Origin of the sequence: Acanthopleuribacter pedis, from assembly GCF_017377855.1 — a bacterium.
Taxonomy (GTDB): domain Bacteria; phylum Acidobacteriota; class Holophagae; order Acanthopleuribacterales; family Acanthopleuribacteraceae; genus Acanthopleuribacter; species Acanthopleuribacter pedis.
This window is the reverse complement of record NZ_JAFREP010000008.1, coordinates 311,905-328,662: the sequence shown is the minus strand read 5'-3', so window position 1 is coordinate 328,662 and position 16,758 is coordinate 311,905. Positions and strand designations below refer to the sequence as shown.

Sequence of the window (16,758 nt, the reverse complement as noted above, 5' to 3'; positions counted from 1 at the left end):
CCCACGATCAAACCTGCTTTTCTCCGCGCCAACCTGTTTCAATAGGGTATGATAAACGCAAACTCATCTCACTAGGATATGCGCACACCATGGAAAAAATGGAACGCCGGATTTTCATCCAAAAGGTGAACAATCTACCGACCTTGCCGACCATCATCCAGAAGATCATAGAGATAACCGAGAGTCCAAACGGCAATGCGTCAACACTGGGAAAGGTACTGTCCAAAGACCCTTCGATCAGTTCGATCATTTTGCGTTTGGTGAACTCCGCTTTTTACGGCAAAGTGCGCAACATCTCTTCGATCAATCACGCCACGGTCATCCTGGGTTTTGCGATGGTGAAAACCATTGCGATGGGCGTTTCGGTGTTCCAATCCAACTCTGGGACATCCAGTTTTGACCGCCAGCGATTCTGGATCCATTCACTGGGCGTGGCATCCTTGGCCAAAACCCTTTCCAAAAAGGTGAACATGCCCAAACATATCGACAGCGACACGGTCTTTTTATCCGGCTTGTTGCACGATTTGGGCAAGGTCATTTTTGACAATTACTTCAACGAGGAATACACCGAGGTCGTCGCCCTCGTCAAAAAAGAGAACGTGTGGATCGGCGAAGCGGAACGCCGGGTGCTGGGGATGGATCACGCCGAGGCGGGTTACCACCTTGCGCGGAAATGGCAATTCCCCGGGCCGGTGGTTGAGGCGATTCAGTTCCACCACAACATTACCGGCGCAACGGAGCAAAACCGGCTGTTGTGCGCCGTGATTCAAGCGGCGGACTATGGCTGCCGTAAGATCCAATTAGGGTCGGGTGGGGATATGGCTGAAATTGAGCGCGATCCCATCGCGGTGGCGAACTACGGCATGACCGACGAACTCTTAGAACCGGCCCTTGAAGAACTCGACCAACATCGCGGCGATTTCGAGGCATTTGTAACAGGGTGATCCAGCATGAGCAATGAAGACGCCCTGAAGGCGGAACTCCAAAAACTAACCCGAGAACGCGATGCCTACGCGGATGCCTTGGCCACCTCGAACGCCGCCTTCGTCGACAAAGTTAAAGAATTTTCGATCATCAAACGCATCAGCGATTCGATCAGCTGGAGCCACGATAAACAAAGGATTTGTACTGAAATCGTCGACCTCATCATTGACGAAACTACGGCTGAAAACTGCTCCTTGTGGCTCATCGATACCGACGAACGTTTCCTGATTTTGGCGTCCGCCCGCGGCCAAGAAAACCACCAACCGAAATACTTCCCCCCCGCCTCCAAACGCCAGCGCAAAATGAAAATCGGCGAAGGGGCCGCCGGCTGGGTTGCCGAACACGGCACCTCCCTCTTGATTGAAGATGTCAGCAAAAGTTCGATTTTTGTACCCATTGAATCCAAGGTCTCCAACCAAATTCAATCGCTGTTGTGCCTGCCCATCAAAGGACGCGGCAACACGCTGGGCGTTTTGAACCTGTCACACCCGGACATCGGCGCCTTCTCCCAAGAAAACGAACGGGTCCTGCAACTGATCACCGACCAAGCCGGGATTGTGCTCACCAACTATTTTCTGTTCGAGGAAATCGAAAGTTTTAATCGCAAGCTGGAGTACAAGGTGGAGGTGCGCGCCCGCAACCTGCGCATGAGCGAGGAACGCTACGCACGGGCTGTCGCCGCGGGCAAGGTGGGTATCTGGGATTGGAAAATCGGCTCGTGGTGGCTCTACGTCGCCCCCAACCTGAAGGCCATGCTGGGCTTTTCCGATCACGAAATTACCAACAACCTCAAGGATTGGCTCAAGTTAATACACCCGGAGGACCGCCAAAACCTGTTCCGACGCATTATGGAACAGCTCTCGCGCGCGCCCCACGTCTACGAGGGCGAGCACCGCATGTACCACAAGGACGGCCGCATCGTGTGGTTTTTCGTGCGCGGCGCGGCGGTGCTTGACGATCGAGGTCGGGTCATTCGTTTATCCGGTTCCAATACCGACATCACCCAACGCAAGCAGGCTGAAATCGAGTTGCAAAAGGCGCAGGAAACCTCGCTGGCCCAGGCCCACACCGTCGGCCGTGCCGAATTTGCCACCGGCGTGTTGCACAACATCGCCAACGTACTCAACAGCGTCAACGTCACCGGTAACTACATCCAAGAATTGGTCTCACGCAGCCGCATCCCTTTGTTGTCGCGTGCTTTTACCCTGCTGGACGCCAACAGCGGCAACCTGGTCGAATTTTTGACCCAAGACGCCAAAGGCTCCAAATTGCCGGAGTACCTGACCCGCGTCGGCGGCGTAATTGAAAAAGATTTTCGCGAGCTCCAGCGTTTGGTACTGGAGATTAATGACAAGATCCATCTCATGCGCGACGTAATCGAAACGCAGCAAACCCACGCCAAAAACAACGAACGCATGGAAGCGCAGGACATCGCCAAACTCACCGAGGACGCACTCAAGATCCAAATGGAGGCGATTAAAAAACACGCCATCCGCATCCAGCGCAATTACCGACCCATCCCCAAGGTGACCCTGCCCACCTCCTCCTTCCTCCACGTGCTGATCAACCTGCTGAAAAACGCGATTGAAGCCATGGAGGAATGCCCGCCCAACCGGAAGATCCTACAACTGGATATTAGTGAGGAAGATAATTGGGTGGTGTTGCGCATTACCGACGCCGGGGTGGGCATCGCCGACAACCACATGAAAAACATGTTCCAACACGGATTTACCACCAAAAAGTACGGTCACGGGTTCGGTTTGCATTTCTGCCACAACGCCATCGAAAGCATGGGCGGCAGCATTCGCGCCACCTCGCCCGGCAAAGACCAGGGCGCCACCTTTATTCTTTCGATGCCCGTCCATCAACATATTAAGGCGACCCGAGAAGAAGATCAGGAACCGCTGACCAGTCGCCATTAAAAAACCCTTGTGAGCCGACGGCAACGCGGCATTCCTGTGCCCCGTCGGCCCACCAACCTCGAGAGAGAAACTACCATGATTGTGAATTCGTTCACCGCGCTCCTGGTCTGGGGCTGTCACCTCACCGCGTGGACGCCACCACCCACGCCCACCCTCTGGATGCCGGGCACCATTTCGCGCGGGTTCAACGAACGGGAGCCCAGCTTTTCACCCGACGGCCGCGAGCTGATGTTCTGGCTGCTCCTGGGTAACCACACCGTCATCTTAACCAGCAAACGGGAGGGACAGGGTTGGCGCGAGCCCGAAACAGCCCCCTTCTCCGGGCGTCACGCCGATTTCGAACCCGTCTTCAGTCCCGACGGTTCGTCCGTTTATTTCGTATCCAATCGCCCCCGCGCGGACAAAGCAAACCCCAACGACGCCAACATCTGGCGGGTCGCACGCGAAGGCGCGGGTTGGGGCGAACCCAGCCTACTTCCCGAGCGCATCAATGGACCCGGCATTGAGTTTTTCCCGTCCAGTTGTCACAACCACGTCCTTTACTTTTGTCGGGTCCGGCCTGATTTCTCCGCGAGCGATATCTATCGGGTTGATCTCAACGGAAACGCCGATCCCAAGCCGCTCCCTGAAGTCATTAACGACGGCGCCCTTGGCGCCAAAATTTTTTTTTGGTCGATCCCCGTGAGCGCTTCCTCATCATCCCCAAAGCCCGCCCGACGACACCCGGCAAAATGCAACTGTTTATCAGCCGGCGCCAGGCCGACGGCTCCTGGACTAAACCGCTTCCGCTGCTGCCCGCCGACCTTTTGTTGACAAGCGATGACGGCATGCGCCTCGGCCCCGAGGGCCATGTGCTTTATTTCAGCCGGCGCGTCCTACCGGCGCAACCCGGCTATTGGGGACGGCCGCAACAGATCCCCGTCGACCAAAGCCTCGATACCCGGAACCTTCACACATTCCACAACGGTCCCCAAAACGGGTTCAAGGATATTTACCGCATCGATTTGGCGCCCTTGCCGGCCTTCCAAGCGGCAACCCGCTAACCCGCATTTCTCCCAAGGAATTCTGCTAAGGGGCAACCCATGGGATTACGAGGGGCGGCCTTCCGCTTTACTCGGTCGAGCCGCCTTCGCCTCAGCTGCTACGCCGAATGGTCGGCCCCTATGCCGCCTCTCGGCCGTAACCTTCGTACTCACAAGACTTTCTGCTTCTCGCGACGAATCCTTGTGAGAACCGCGGGCTAACTCCCGGTACCGAGGGTGATGGTTTCGGACTGGTTGCCGATGGTCAGCACCGCCGTGCTGCAATCACCCGTCGCAAAATTCAGCGAACCGGTGAATCCCGGTGTGGAATAGACCTGAAACTGTACCGTGCCGCTAGTCGGCCAACCGCAGCCGCTCAAGTCGTAAACCACCGGATCACTCGCATCAATGGTGGCCGCCACGTCGTAGTTGTAGGCCGCCGCAATCCGCGTCTGGTAAGCGCCCTGCACCTGGTACAACCCATCGCGCCGGTTAATCGTCAAGTTAATCGCGGCCTCCACCGTGCCGCTCGCAAAGACCCCGGAAGCCGCCGCACGCCAAGCCCCATTCAGCATAAAATTACTGGAAACGGTGGAGCCCTCGGCCTCCACGACCCCGACGATGCGGTATTCGTCGGCGGAATAACGGGTCACGAAATCATCGAAAGCCACCTGACCGGCCATCCAGCCGGCGGTCAAACTCCCCTGGCGCGACCACGACATGGCAATCGCACCGGCGTGAAACGCGCCGAGCATGTTGGTACAACCGCTGCCCCAGTCCAAGGTCGCGGTTAAAAAGCTTTCGGTTTGACCGGGATTAAAGGAAACATCCACCGCGGGACAATCCTCGCGTTTGGCGGGCGCGTCTTTGTTGAACAGCGAGGTGGTGGTGGCCCCGTACGCGGCCATGATCTCGGCGCTCGTGTTCATGGTCACCAAGAGCGAATCCAGTTCCGCGGTATTGGCGACAGGATAAGGCTGTGCGTTCATCAGCGAGGGTTCATTGCGGGTGTTGAAGTTAAATACGGAACCCACCACCGCCGAGCTGCTAAACACCGTGATTTGACTGGCAACCGTCAACTCGGGAAACACCAGCGCCATGACCTGTGGCGAAGGCCGCCGCGGTTCAAGCCGGATCGGGTTGCTCGCCCAGGTTAACCCTTGCTCGGTAAACACCTGCAAAACAACGTCCTCCGCGCTGTCCCCCAGGTTCACCAGCACGATGGCGGTATTGGCCCCGAATGCGTAAGGCAGGCTGGGAAAAACGATGCGCGTGTTGGCCTTGGCAAGCGGAACAGCCTCGGCAATCGCGGGCGAATCACCCGAATCGGTGTTCAGCGAGGAAACCTTGGCGCTCATCGTCCATGCATCGGAATCTGAGACGGCGAACAAAGAAAACCCGCCGCCCGAACCAAGGTCTGGAAAAAGTTCTCCAACAGTGCGAATTACTTGACCACCGGCAACAACAGCATCTAGGTTAGCTGTAAAGGTATCGCCGTTCGCACGAACCGCCGTGAGTTCAAGCCCCGCCGGGCTATCACCGTGATTGTTAAAAGTCACACTTGAAGCCCACTCGTTGTCGCGATTGGAGAGCCAAGGTAAAACCCACTCCCCACCCCAAAGCGGCATTAGCATCCAGCAGCTCACCAACACATAACGTAAAAAAGGCATCTCTCGCTCCTCGTTTCACGGCACCCCGGCCGACGCATTCGGTCCCCTATCGCCGCCCGCCATACCGGACCTAGCCGGCGTGGTCCTTGACCCGTTTGTTTGTTTAGAATGGTTTTAATATGAAGAAAAAGGTCGTCTGAGGCAACCCCCGAAAGGAGCCGCCCCGTGTTTCACCCGGAAAATGTCGCCAAAGAAATCGCGCAGGCCATGGCCGAGGGCATTCTGGATGCGACGGAAGCCGACGCCCTCAAAGAACAGGCCCACGCGCTGGAACGTTCTCCCCTGGCGTTGCTCGAAGAACGCGGCGTGCTTTCGCCCCAAACCCGCCAACGCCTGGCGGGCGACGGTCAGACGGTCTCATCCACCCAACGCCCCAATGACGGCGCGTTCGGCGGCCTTTCCCAAGCCGGCGGCGATTTCCCGCTCACCCACTGGGATCGTTACCAACCGGAGCACTTTCTGGGACAGGGCGGCATGGGCCGGGTGTTTTTGGCCTGGGACGCGCAACTCCAGCGCAAGGTCGCCATCAAGTTCCTGCGCCACAACCGCCAAAAAGACGCCAAACGGCTGATCCGAGAGGCGCGCGCGCAGGCACGCATCCAACACGACCGCGTGTGCAAGGTTTACGAGGTCCACGAGGAAGAGGGCCAGGTTTTTATAACGATGGAGTTTATTGAAGGGGCACCGCTGAGTCAGCGCCGCGTCGAATGGACGCTGGACACCTATATCTACTTGATCCGCGACATCGCCCACGGCCTCCACGCGGCCCATGATGCAGGCCTGATCCACCGCGATATCAAACCCAGCAACATTATGGTGCGCACTCCCGGCGGCGGCGGACCCAAGGCCGTGCTTATGGATTTCGGTTTGGCGATGGCCTGGACGGAAGAAGACACCCTTGCCTGGAGCGCGGGCACCCCCTCGTTTATGTCACCGGAACAAGCCTTGGGTCAGGAAGGCTGCCTCGACCCACGCAGTGATGTCTACAGCCTGGGTGCCACGCTGTACTGGTGCCTGTGCAACCGCCCACCGATCATGGGCAAAAACAGCCTCGATACCATTTCGATGATTCCCCACGCCGACCCACCCGATCCACAAAGCCTCAACCCCGAGATCAGCCGCGATTTGGCGATGATCATCAAGAAGTGCCTGCGCAAGGACCGCGCCGACCGCTATCCTTCCGCCAAAGCCTTTGCCGAGGATTTGGCCGCGCTTCAAGCAGGCGATGCCGTCAGCGTGCGCGGCTCGGATTGGTGGTACCTCACCCGCAAGAAGCTTCGTCAGAACAAACTCGCGGTCATGGCAACGGCGGCGTTGCTGATGATGGCGACGACACTGGGTCTGAACACCTGGCACCTCAATGTGCAGGCGGCACAACGCGAGGAATGGGCACGAAATTTCAGCGAGGCCGCGGAGGAAATCGAAGCGACCATGCGCTTTTCCCATATGTTGCCCCCCCACGATATCCGCGCTGAGATGGGTGAGTTGCGCCAACGGATCGCCGCCATGAAAACCATGCGCGACAACGCGGGACCACCGGCGTTTGACGCGGCCGATTTCGCCATCGGCCGCGCCTACGCGGCTTTTGACGAACACGAAACCGCCTTGACCTTTTTGGAACGTGCTTGGAACAACGGGTACCGCTTGCCGGCCGTGGCCTACGCCCTCGCCCAAAGCCGCGGCGAACTCTATAACGAGGCACGACTCGGCGCCGACAACATTACCGATGAGCAGCAGCGCAACCGCGTGCTGGAACAGCTTTACCACCAACACGCGCTGCCCGCGCGCACCCTGCTGGAAAACGTACCACCGTCCTCAACCCGTTTCCCCGCTTTCCTGGAAGCCCAAATGACCTGGTTCGACAAAGAACCACGCAAAGCCTTGGAAATTTTGCGTCGTAACGCGTTCCAGCCCTGGTTCTACGAGAACTTCGAACTCCAGGGGGCGCTATACGCCAACCTCGCCAAACAGCTCCGCTATGTCGGCGAACAAGACGATGCGGACGAGTGTTTCCAAAAGGCATTGTACAACCTCCAAAAAGCCATCGACATCGCCCCCAGCAGTGTCGACAATTACCTCACTTTGGCCAAACTCATGTCAGGCGAATACTACTACCACAACATCAAGCCTGGCAGCCACCGCCACTATCTCGACAAAGCGCTTTCCTATACCGAAACCGCCTTGCGCATCAATCCCGACCACCCAGCCGCACTGGTTTTCAAAGCCAACTTAAAAGGGCTTTCCTTTATCGACGAAGTCAATAAAGGCACCGTCAACCTCGACGAATTAGGCCAAGAAATTCACACACTGGAAAAACTCACGCGGGCCGGCTACGACAAAGAACATATTCTCGCCGCGCTGATGCGCTTGCTCTGCATTCGCGCCCAACAGGAAACCAACACCAACAACAGCGCACGCGAGGATCTTGAACACATTTGGGAATTGAGTAAAAAGATCGCGGTTAGTGAACGAACCGATAACTACTATCAAATTCTCGGTCAAGCACATCAAATTGCTTCCAAAGGGCCTGCCTTAAGTGAAGAACATCGACTAAGACACATCGAATCCGCCGCGGCCGCATACGAAGAAGCCATTAAGCTCTCACCCAGCGCGCAGCGGATTCGCATGAGCCTTGGCTTGGTTTACTTAGAAAAAGCAAACCTCTGGTCCGAGGATCAGAAAGGCGCCATCCTTGATCAAGTCATTACCACCTTCAATGACTTCCTTTCCCGAGATGACAACAACATGTTCGTCCACTATTACTTGGGCCAAAGCATGCGAAAGCGCGACCTTTTAGAACGCACCACTTCGTACAGCGATTTCACACTGCTCGAACAAGCACTTTGCCACTATCAGAAGGCTGAAGAAATAAGACCAACCGTCCCCAACTTTGCTCAAAGCCAAGGAATGATGTTGTCACGAATGGCCTTACGAAAACTCAATATGGGACTCGATTGTAGCGACACCCTGCACCAAGCAGAAAAAGCACTTCAGCGTGCTATTGACACAAACCCCAAATATCACAATTCTTATGATTCCTACCTAATTGTTGAAGCGAGAAAGATTCGATTAGCAGCAGCAACAGGACGCGGCAGTTCAGGTTTTATTGAAAACTGCCAAAAGCTCCGAGATAAGGCAAAAAAACACCGACCCAGCAACGCGTTCAACGACTATCACTTTGCCCAAGCCCACTACTACCATGCACTTTCTCTTTTAAAGCAACATAAACCCTTCAGACACCACCTCCGTCACGCTGAGGAAATCGTTCAAAACCTCCTCAATCATGACCCCAACGACCGCCTCAACCTTTGCCTTTTAAGCGATGTTTCGTTTCTTGAAGGCATCGTTCGTTTCACCCAAGGTAAATTGCGCCCCGATTTTTTGGCGTCAATCGATCAGCTCCATGCCCAAATCACGGCGGACCCGGTGCTTTGGCCCGAACCCCAACGCAATGAATTGCGGCGTGCTTACCTCCACGCATTGGCTCATCTCGGCAGTTCGGAAGAAACCCGTTTCATGAAAGCATTCGATCAGACCGCCACACGGTTTCAAAGGCTGTATCCAACCATGATCGAAGCCCGCGTCTTAAGCGGCGAATTACAAGTATGGCGCGCCTTAAGCGCAAACCGACAAAAAGCGGCCAAAACCGCCTTTCAAAAACTGGGCGCCCTCAAGAATCAATATCCAGCAGCCCAAATCTACAGCCTCGATCTCAAACGCCCTCTGGAGCAGCAGGCCGTGTATTCTCAGTTCTAAGCAACATCACCAGCCCTTTTCTCGCGCGTACCGGGAGAAAGGCACAACCCAACCGCGGCTTGGGTTAGGAACAAACAAAAGCCGCCGAGGGGTGTTTTCCCACGGCGGCTTTGCGGCACTTTCGGTCTACCGCGGCTTAAACATCTGGATCACTGGGATCATCCAGAATAATAATTTGGCCGTTGGTCTCTTTTTCGGGATCGTCTTCAAGTTCCGGGTTGGCTGGGTCCAACTGCAAAAACTTAAAGCCGCAGGGCTCAAAGGTTGCCGACATCGCCACCTGGAGTGCCAACGCATGGTTGGGCTGCCCATGGGGCGAAAGCGTAAACACGGTCGGATTGCTTCCGTTAAAAACGCCGACAGGTACCGTAACCCGAATTGAGTTGGCAGGATCCCCGTTAATGAATTTCACGATATCGTCTTTCATAACCCCGTCAACCACGACAGCACCCGTGGGCGTCGTGTAATTTTTGCGGGACATGTACCAAACTTGGCCGATACCCTGGTACCAAATTTCGAGCGCATTCTCCATAAAGGACCTCCCTTGTGTGGCTGGAACATTCAATCACAAAAACGAACGGAACACCGACACGGCTCGTGTCGATTCCGAACACACATGGACCTCTCGCCTCTTCGCCGTCCCCGCGGGGAACAGCACGCGCCAGATCCATCTCTGGCCGGAATCGTTTTTATTCGAGACCCATTCCCCGCAAGCGGCGGGTTAAGGCGACAACCGAAACCTTTAATTGGCGCGACATCTCGGCCGCGTTGCCGTTGCAACGCTGATGTGCGGCGCGAAGCTCCTCCTCGCTAAAGTCATTGGCAACACGCAACGTGCCGCCACGGCGAATCAAGTCGTAAACCGAAGCACGGGAGATCCCCAAAATTTCCGCGGCGACCTTGGGTTCCCATGAAGCATCTTCCATGGCTCGCAACAATTCGTTTTCTTCAATCGAACGCGGCTTGCGTTTTGGTGCCGCGGCGTCCTTCGCCCCCTTGGCGGCCACATCCACCGATGGCGGTGCCGCCAAGGGCAACGCATTGATTTCCGCATCGAGCAGGCGACTGATTTGGGGCGTTTCCTCCAGCACTTCCCGACCGCGGTTGCTGATATGGAGTCGGCGAACCAGATTGCGGAACTGGCGAATGTTGCCGCTCCACCTGTTGGCGACAAACCGCTCCATCAGCGCAACCGGCAAGCGCGGCAAGGCGAAGGGATCTTTGCTGTCCCGGGCCGGCACAATCCCCAACTCACGTTCAACACCCCTGGAAAAATGGGTAAACAGCAGACCCAAATCCTCCGGGCGCTCGCGCAGCGGCGGAATCAACAATTCGAAGCCGGACAAACGATGGAGCAAGGGTGCTTTAAAGCGCTGCTGTTGGATATCGCGTTCCAAGTCGGCGTCGGTCGCCGCCAAGACACGCACATCCACCGAAACAGGACGTTGACCACCGAGTGGGGTGACTTCCAGGGTTTCCAGTGCACGCAACAACATCGCCTGTACCTCTTCGGGCGCTTCGCCAATTTCATCGAGAAACAACACGCCGCTGTCGGCGGCCACGAAATAACCGCTCCGATCCTGGGTTGCCCCGGTAAAACTGCCGCGTTTGGCACCGAACAACTCGGCGGCGGCCAAGGTGCTCGGCAAGGCACCGAGATTTACGGTAATGAAGGGGCGCCGCGACCGGTGGCCGTGCTGGTGAATCGCCTGGGCCACCAACTCCTTACCCACGCCGGTTTCACCACGAATCAGCACCGGAACGTCCAGGTCGGCGACCTGCTGAATTTCGTGACGAATCCGCACCACCTCGTCGGCAAAGCCAACCAAGCCGAAATCGGGTAAATCACGCGGCACCGCACCCAGGTCGGAAAAGTGCAACAGGAGCACGAGGTGTTCGGCCAAAGTGATCACCACCCCACGGCTCAGCGCGGTCATGTCAACAAACAGTTCCTGTTTGAGCGAGACCCCGTTCACCCGAAGCTTGGTGCCGTGTTCGTCGCGTTTCACCAGCACACCCTCGCGAGCGCGCGGAATCAAAAAAAAAGGTTTGCGGCTAATGCAGGGCAATCCCAAGGGTTTACCCAACACCTGGGTGGGTTTATGAAAATCGGGGGTCCTCCGCGAAATCTCGGACGGCCCCTCGGGAAGCGCAACGCGATCCCCGATGCGGGATTCCTGGGGGTGTAGCAGGATCGTCAAATGGAGACGAGGAATCATCGCTTGACGACCTAAGTTTCCGGCCCCAAGCCCTGACCGGGTTGACATATCAAGATAAGTTCCTCTTTCGGAAACCATCAAACGCTCGCCGCATAAAGATAAGACTGAGGCGAATCATACCAAACCCCATACCGTCCGGCGAGCGCAAGCGTTTCATGCGGTGGTCGAACCGTCGCGCGTTTTGCGCAGCAAAACCTTTTCCGGCTCTTGCTCGGCAAAACGCCCGAAGGACCCTAACCCCGGCAGGCGACACTCCCAACTACCCCTCTTTCCCAAATCGTGGAAGGGTCCACCTGCCGCGGTAGGTATCACCGCCGACGCACGCGCCGTTCGGTGACGGAATAGCCTTATTACAGGTTTGGTGCCAACTTCACCCCGCCACACAAGCAACTAAAAATAAACAACTTAATGTTTCAGGGATCATCCAATCCGCCGGCCCGACGTTTTTCGACGCGTCGAAGGGTGTCGGTAAGGGTGTCGAAACCTGTCGAAAAAACCGACCGCCGCGTCGAAAACTGAAGCCTGATTCAATGAAAACCCTTAGAAAAAAGGACTTACCTTACTTTTCGCACCCTGGAAGGCCGTGTTATAAACAAGCCAACAGACGCGACTCTGAGATCAAGTCGCAACAAGGCACCAAAAACGGGAACCCCGCGGTGCCAACCGGCTCAAACGCCGATGATTTTCGGGTTAATTCATTCAGGTGAGCTGCCGAAAAGAGCATTATCCTCGATGACATTCCCCCGCGGACAACAGCGCGCGGCCGACCGAGCACCCTTCGTCGCGCGGCACCTTGCACCCAAACCCTTGTCCGACGAGGAACCCCAAGGCAAAAGGAACAGATTATGACGCTGCAACAAGGCAACCCCACCAATGCAAGTAACAGTATTACCATTCGTTTAAAGCTTAGCCATCAAACCGAAGTCCTGGCTCAGTTAACCACGGTGGTCGGCCAACTGGGCGGCGCCATCGGCGCCATCGACATCGTTAAAGCCGGCAAAGGTTTTGTCATTCGCGATTTCACCATCGACACCGCGGGCGAAGCCCACATTCAAGAACTCATCGACGGAATCGCCGCCATCGAGGGTGTCGAAATCGTCAACTTCTCCGACCGCACCTTTCTGCTCCACCTCGGCGGCAAAATTGAGGTCACCAGCAAAACCCCGCTCAAAACACGCGACCAATTGTCGATGGCCTACACCCCGGGCGTGGCACGCATCTGTCTCGCCATCGAGAAAAAACCCAGCGATGCTTTTAAGCTGACCATCAAACGCAACACGGTCGCCATTGTCAGCGACGGCACCGCCGTGTTGGGCCTGGGTGATATCGGTCCCGAGGCGGCCATGCCGGTCATGGAAGGCAAGGCCATGCTGTTTAAGGAATTCGCGGGCGTCGACGCCTTCCCGATCTGCCTGGACACCAAGGACACGGAAGAAATCATCAAAACGGTCAAATACATGGCGCCCACCTTCGGCGGCGTGAACCTTGAAGATATTTCGGCGCCCCGTTGCTTTGAAATTGAACGCCGTCTGCAGGAAGAGCTGGACATCCCGATTTTCCATGACGACCAACACGGCACCGCGGTGGTCTTGGTCGCGGCCCTGATCAACGCCATGAAACTGGTCGACAAAAAGTACGAGGACCTGAAAGTGGTGGTTGCCGGCGTCGGTGCGGCGGGTACGGCCTGCACCAAAATGATGATGGACTTGGGCATCAAAAACATCATCGGCTGTGATCGCAAAGGTGCGCTCACCAACAGCCGCGAGGACCTCAACGATGCCAAACGCGAATACGCGAACATCACCAACCCCAACCAGGAAGCAGGCACCCTGAAAGAAGTGGTGCGCGGGGCCGATGTGTTTGTCGGTTTGTCGGCACCCAATCTGCTGGACGAGGCCGACGTGGCCGCGATGGCAAGCGATTCCATCGTGTTCGCGATGTCGAACCCGATCCCCGAGGTCATGCCCGAAATCGCACTCAAACACGCCAAGGTGGTTGCCACCGGCCGCAGCGATTACCCCAACCAAATCAACAACGTTTTGTGTTTCCCCGGCATCTTCCGCGGCGCCCTCGACTGCCACGCCTCTCATATTAATGAAGAGATGAAAATGGCGGCGGCCATCGCCATCGCGGAAACCATCGATGACGAGATCGTCTCACCCGACTACATCATCCCCAGCGTCTTCAACCAAGACGTGGTGCCCAAGGTCGCGGCGGCGGTGATGGAGGCGGCAATCAAAACCGGCGTTGCCCGCCGCACCAAAAAAAGCGACGACGAATAGAGGCTAAATAAACAGACAACCGGCCCCTTTGTGATGTGCACAAAGGGGCCGGTTTTGTTTGGACACCAAAAGGACGGGGGAATAAAGCGCAACATCCATATCCGCGGCGTTGCGCCCACCGGATCGCCGGCATCCTTGACCCATCGGCTTATGGTGCTGATTTGGGCTCGCGCCGACGAGGAATTACTGGATCGCCAAAACGGGGTTCTCGTCGGCTCATTTGATGATAACGCCAACGCCGATTCCTCAAGGACCACTCCAGAAAAAATAGGCCCCTCCCACCGCGCTTCGCCGCGGCGGGGCCCGCCCATTGTTCCTTCCGTTTGCTTCATCCTCATCCCAACGGTTTTCCGCCTCTGCCGGAACCCTGGATCAAAGCACCCACTGCCCGTCAACCTCACCCCAACACCAAAACCACCCATCCGAAACGCGGCCGGCGAATTAACCCGCACAGCCCCAGGTGGACCCCTTCATCCGCGGCGGAAACGGCCAAACCAAACAGGCAAACCCCAATCGCCCATCCTCTTTCCATCCTGCCATCCTAAGTCATCAACCCAACCACCATGGCGCAACCGGCAAAACCAGGCAAGCAAAGGCCCAATCGCCCACCCTCCACGACAAAACCAGGCAGGCAAACCCCATCCGTCCATCCTAAAAAGCGAATGCCAACCCAAGCCCCGACCACGCCCCTCGCATCAACCCCATCCTTGCAGTATGATGGCATCTATAAGTGTGAAACTTTTCTTATCCAAGAGGCATGTATGGCGAAGGAACTGGACGCATGGCGTAAGCTGGCAGAAAAAGAGTTACGGGGAAAACCCCTGGCAGACTTGACCTGGCACTCCGACGAAGGCATCGATGTCAAACCGCTTTACACCGCGGCCGACATCGCGGACTTGCCCGATACCGATACGGTTCCCGGTCTCTACCCATTCATTCGCGGACCCCGGGCCACCATGTACACCGGCCGCCCCTGGACGATCCGCCAATACGCGGGTTTCTCCACCGCCGAGGCCTCCAACGCCTTCTACAAACGCAACTTGGCCGCGGGTCAAAAAGGCCTGTCGGTTGCCTTTGATCTCGCAACCCACCGCGGCTACGATTCCGACCATCCACGCGTGGTCGGGGATGTCGGCAAGGCCGGCGTCGCCATCGACAGCATCGAAGACATGAAGATCCTGTTCGACGGTATCCCGCTCGACAAAATGTCGGTCTCCATGACCATGAACGGCGCCGTGCTGCCGATTTTGGCCGGCTTCATCGTCGCCGCGCAAGAACAAGGCGTCGACCAAAAACTGCTGGCCGGCACCATTCAAAACGACATCCTCAAAGAATTCATGGTGCGGAATACCTACATCTTCCCACCCACGCCTTCGATGCGCATCGTCGCCGACATCATCGCCTACACCTCGCAAAATATGCCCAAGTTCAACTCGATCTCAATCAGCGGTTACCACATGCAGGAGGCGGGCGCGCACTCGGCCCTCGAACTGGCCTTAACCCTCGCCGACGGGCTCGAATACGTGCGGACCGCGCTGGCCAAGGGCCTGGACATTGACGCCTTCGCCCCGCGCCTCTCGTTTTTCTTCGCCATCGGCATGAACTTCTACATGGAAGTCGCCAAGTTACGCGCGGCACGCGGTCTCTGGGCCAAACTCATCAAAAGTTTTCATCCGCAAAATCCCAAATCCATGATGCTGCGCACCCACTGCCAAACCTCGGGCTGGAGCCTCACCGAGCAGGACCCCTACAACAACGTGGTACGCACGACGATGGAAGCCATGGCGGCCGTGTTCGGCGGTACCCAGTCCTTGCACACCAATGCCTTGGATGAAGCGGTCGCACTCCCCACCGATTTCTCCGCCCGCATCGCGCGCAATACCCAGCTCATCATTCAGGAAGAAAGCAACATCACCAAGGTGGTTGACCCCTGGGCGGGCAGCTACATGATGGAGAGCCTGACCCAAGGTTTAATTGAAAAGGCCCAGGCGATCATCGACGAAATCGAAGCCCACGGCGGCATGACCAAGGCCATTGAAGCCGGCATACCCCAGCGTTACATCGAGGAATCCTCGGCTCGCCGCCAGGCCCGCATCGACCGTGGCGACGAGGTGATTGTCGGGGTCAATAAATACAAACTCGCGGAAGAAGAAGAACTCGACATCCTCGAAATCGACAATACCGTCGTGCGCGAGGCGCAGCTCACGCGCCTGAAAAAGTTGCGTGAGAACCGCGACGCCGACAAGGTCGCCGCGGCCCTCGCGGCCTTAACCCAGGCGGCGGAAAGCGGCGAAGGGAACTTGCTGGCGCTGGCGGTGCAAGCCACGCGCGACCGCGCCACCATCGGCGAGATCTCCGACGCCCTCGAAAAAGTGTACGGCCGCTACCGCACCACCGCCCAGCCGATTAGTGGCGTGTACGGGGCCGCGTTTGAAGAAGATCAAGACTGGCAAAATCTCCAGGCCGATATCATAAAGTTCGAGGCAGAAGAGGGCCGACGCCCGCGTATTTTGGTGGTTAAGCTGGGCCAAGACGGCCACGACCGCGGCGCCAAGGTCATCGCCACCGCTTTCGCGGACCTGGGTTTCGACGTCGATATCGGTCCTTTGTTCCAAACCCCGGAGGAGGCGGCGCGCCAAGCGATTGACAGCGATTGCCACATCATCGGGATTTCCAGCCAGGCCGCCGGCCACAAAACTTTGATCCCGGCGTTGATCGGTGAGTTGAAACGTCAGGAAGTCGACGACATGTTGGTGGTTTGCGGCGGTGTTATTCCCCAACAGGATTACGACTACCTGCGCGAACAAGGGGTGGCCGCGATTTTCGGACCGGGCACCAACATCCTGAAAGCGGCTCACGAGGTGCTTCAGGAAACGCGTTCCTTGTTGGCAAAACAGGCTTAA

Annotated in this window: 11 protein-coding genes; 7 read left to right on the top strand and 4 right to left on the bottom strand. The window is 56.9% G+C overall.

The window, feature by feature from the left end:
- Positions 1 to 89: 89 nt before the first annotated feature.
- The 4 genes from J3U88_RS11900 to J3U88_RS11885 all read left to right on the top strand — a co-directional run bounded on the left by J3U88_RS11900 (position 90) and on the right by J3U88_RS11885 (position 3,949).
- Positions 90 to 944 carry an HDOD domain-containing protein gene (locus J3U88_RS11900; protein WP_207858980.1) on the top strand — a complete coding sequence of 285 codons (855 nt, stop codon included), beginning with the start codon at positions 90 to 92 and terminating at the stop codon, positions 942 to 944.
- 6 nt (positions 945 to 950) lie between these two features.
- Positions 951 to 2,906, top strand: a complete 1,956-nt coding sequence (locus J3U88_RS11895) for a PAS domain-containing protein (RefSeq protein ID WP_207858979.1) — start codon at positions 951 to 953, stop codon at positions 2,904 to 2,906.
- Positions 2,907 to 2,981: 75 nt separating this feature from the next.
- Positions 2,982 to 3,719, top strand: a complete 738-nt coding sequence (locus tag J3U88_RS11890) for a TolB family protein (RefSeq protein ID WP_207858978.1) — start codon at positions 2,982 to 2,984, stop codon at positions 3,717 to 3,719.
- Positions 3,720 to 3,733: 14 nt separating this feature from the next.
- Positions 3,734 to 3,949, top strand: a complete 216-nt coding sequence (locus tag J3U88_RS11885; protein WP_207858977.1) for a hypothetical protein — start codon at positions 3,734 to 3,736, stop codon at positions 3,947 to 3,949.
- 197 nt (positions 3,950 to 4,146) lie between these two features.
- Here J3U88_RS11885 and J3U88_RS11880 read toward each other — a convergent pair whose 3' ends face one another.
- Positions 4,147 to 5,598: a hypothetical protein gene (locus tag J3U88_RS11880; RefSeq protein WP_207858976.1), complete on the bottom strand. Its 1,452-nt coding sequence runs from the start codon at positions 5,596 to 5,598 to the stop codon at positions 4,147 to 4,149.
- A gap of 165 nt (positions 5,599 to 5,763) precedes the next feature.
- Here J3U88_RS11880 and J3U88_RS11875 point away from each other — a divergent pair, with 165 nt between their 5' ends.
- Entirely contained in the window at positions 5,764 to 9,354 is a 3,591-nt protein-coding gene (locus tag J3U88_RS11875) for a protein kinase domain-containing protein (protein ID WP_207858975.1), read from the top strand.
- 136 nt (positions 9,355 to 9,490) lie between these two features.
- On the opposite strand, the gene J3U88_RS11870 is transcribed toward J3U88_RS11875, so the two are convergent.
- Together J3U88_RS11870 and J3U88_RS11865 are read right to left on the bottom strand one after the other, a co-directional pair.
- On the bottom strand, positions 9,491 to 9,886 hold the full coding sequence (locus J3U88_RS11870; RefSeq protein WP_207858974.1) for a hypothetical protein: 396 nt from the start codon (positions 9,884 to 9,886) through the stop codon (positions 9,491 to 9,493).
- A gap of 157 nt (positions 9,887 to 10,043) precedes the next feature.
- Positions 10,044 to 11,573, bottom strand: coding sequence for a sigma 54-interacting transcriptional regulator (locus tag J3U88_RS11865; RefSeq protein ID WP_207858973.1), 1,530 nt, complete (start codon positions 11,571 to 11,573; stop codon positions 10,044 to 10,046).
- Between the two features lie 845 nt (positions 11,574 to 12,418).
- Between J3U88_RS11865 and J3U88_RS11860 the strand changes: the two genes are divergently transcribed.
- A complete protein-coding gene (locus tag J3U88_RS11860; protein ID WP_207858972.1) occupies positions 12,419 to 13,855 on the top strand; it encodes an NAD-dependent malic enzyme in 1,437 nt (478 codons plus the stop codon).
- Between the two features lie 397 nt (positions 13,856 to 14,252).
- On the opposite strand, the gene J3U88_RS34620 is transcribed toward J3U88_RS11860, so the two are convergent.
- Positions 14,253 to 14,387: a hypothetical protein gene (locus J3U88_RS34620; protein WP_279382514.1), complete on the bottom strand. Its 135-nt coding sequence runs from the start codon at positions 14,385 to 14,387 to the stop codon at positions 14,253 to 14,255.
- A 229-nt stretch (positions 14,388 to 14,616) separates the two neighbouring features.
- On the opposite strand from J3U88_RS34620, the gene scpA reads away from it, so the two are divergent.
- Positions 14,617 to 16,758 (top strand): methylmalonyl-CoA mutase, encoded by a 2,142-nt coding sequence (scpA, locus tag J3U88_RS11855; RefSeq protein ID WP_243435891.1) that lies wholly within the window; start codon positions 14,617 to 14,619, stop codon positions 16,756 to 16,758.

Bases quoted from the DNA above. Each gene is read 5' to 3' on its own strand.
- J3U88_RS11900 (WP_207858980.1), top strand. From the start codon at position 90: ATGGAAAAAATGGAACGCCGGATTTTCATCCAAAAGGTGAACAATCTA.
- J3U88_RS11895 (WP_207858979.1), top strand. From the start codon at position 951: ATGAGCAATGAAGACGCCCTGAAGGCGGAACTCCAAAAACTAACCCGA.
- J3U88_RS11890 (WP_207858978.1), top strand. From the start codon at position 2,982: ATGATTGTGAATTCGTTCACCGCGCTCCTGGTCTGGGGCTGTCACCTC.
- J3U88_RS11885 (WP_207858977.1), top strand. From the start codon at position 3,734: ATGCGCCTCGGCCCCGAGGGCCATGTGCTTTATTTCAGCCGGCGCGTC.
- J3U88_RS11880 (WP_207858976.1), bottom strand. From the start codon at position 5,598: ATGCCTTTTTTACGTTATGTGTTGGTGAGCTGCTGGATGCTAATGCCG.
- J3U88_RS11870 (WP_207858974.1), bottom strand. From the start codon at position 9,886: ATGGAGAATGCGCTCGAAATTTGGTACCAGGGTATCGGCCAAGTTTGG.
- J3U88_RS11865 (WP_207858973.1), bottom strand. From the start codon at position 11,573: ATGATTCCTCGTCTCCATTTGACGATCCTGCTACACCCCCAGGAATCC.
- J3U88_RS11860 (WP_207858972.1), top strand. From the start codon at position 12,419: ATGACGCTGCAACAAGGCAACCCCACCAATGCAAGTAACAGTATTACC.
- J3U88_RS34620 (WP_279382514.1), bottom strand. From the start codon at position 14,387: ATGGAAAGAGGATGGGCGATTGGGGTTTGCCTGTTTGGTTTGGCCGTT.
- scpA (WP_243435891.1), top strand. From the start codon at position 14,617: ATGGCGAAGGAACTGGACGCATGGCGTAAGCTGGCAGAAAAAGAGTTA.